2 protein-coding genes are annotated in these 1,057 nt (G+C 30.9%); both read right to left on the bottom strand.

What is annotated here, in order from left to right; all coding sequences use genetic code 11:
* Positions 1-238 (bottom strand): hypothetical protein (locus V7183_RS24285; RefSeq protein ID WP_335361120.1); only part of this gene is annotated, 238 nt, incomplete at its 3' end.
* Between the two features lie 265 nt (positions 239-503).
* Positions 504-680, bottom strand: a complete 177-nt coding sequence (locus V7183_RS24280; RefSeq protein ID WP_335361119.1) for a hypothetical protein — start codon at positions 678-680, stop codon at positions 504-506.
* Positions 681-1,057 lie beyond the last annotated feature (377 nt).

The following is a 1,057-nucleotide window of genomic DNA, read 5'->3' as shown; positions in this document are numbered from 1 at the left end:
TATCAAATAATTTTTCAACTAGTTCATATGATTTTTTCTTCTTAATATGAACATTTGTAAGAACATGTACTTCATTACGTGAACTTGGATCATGATTTCTATCCGAAGGACCATAAGGATCTAAGTCTACAACTAAATATCCATTAGATTGCTCCACTTCATTTTCATTTTCGCCCTTAATTAAGGGCAGTAATCCACTATCATCCATATCAGCCTGCCAAATATCATTCCACGGCATAAAAAAACCTCCTATAGCTTTATTTAAAAATCAAAACTATTATTGACAGGCTATAAACTTTATATGCAGACAAAATATATATTCAAAAATTGCTATCCTCGAAAACATTTCCACATACTCAACTTCTTTATCACCGACTTTATCTTTATGTCGATGGATAGCTGCAAGCATATATTAATCGGATATGACTTGTACCTAATCTCACCCATCTCATCAAAATAAAAAAGGACTGTCGCAGCACCTGCAATCAATCCACGTTTTGTATTTAAATAATCCACTGCATGGTCTTCATTTTCGGGAAGATAACGGCGCATTCTGCTTGCATTTGTTCTTCTTGATTTCTCATCCGGACACGTAATGCTTTGTAATTCTTCAACTCTTTCACTACAAGTTTACGCATTTCTTTTTCATCGATGTTTTCAAAGAATGACAATTGGTTCATACGATACGCTTCCCCTCCGTTCAAATTAAACTCTATTCACTAAAAGGATTATTTCGTTTAAATTCTGCTTATTTTTCACTTAATTTATATTAATAACCACCTTAACATTTAAACATCTCAATATAATGTATTCAATCTAACATTAGAAGTGGTTAAAATGCCAGATATGATACGACTCATTCTTTTCACCTTTGTAGCAATTAGTGCCATTTTCACTTTAATAAAAGAATGTAAAAGGCCACAGAAAAATGTATTCTTGATTTCAATTGAATTCTTTCTTCTTGTAGGAATGATAGTGTTAATAACAGAGATTTTAATTTAATTTACATATAAATCTTACAGTGAATAAAACTTAATATTCCGTAAATATTAAATAC

The sequence above is a fragment of the Bacillus sp. JJ1127 genome (genome assembly GCF_036965845.1).
Classification (GTDB): domain Bacteria; phylum Bacillota; class Bacilli; order Bacillales; family Bacillaceae_G; genus Bacillus_A.
Note: the sequence above shows the minus strand (reverse complement) of the source record. Positions and strands in the feature narration are given on the sequence as shown.

Excerpts from the sequence above, each read along its gene's own strand:
- V7183_RS24280 (WP_335361119.1), bottom strand. The coding sequence starts at position 680 with ATGAACCAATTGTCATTCTTTGAAAACATCGATGAAAAAGAAATGCGT.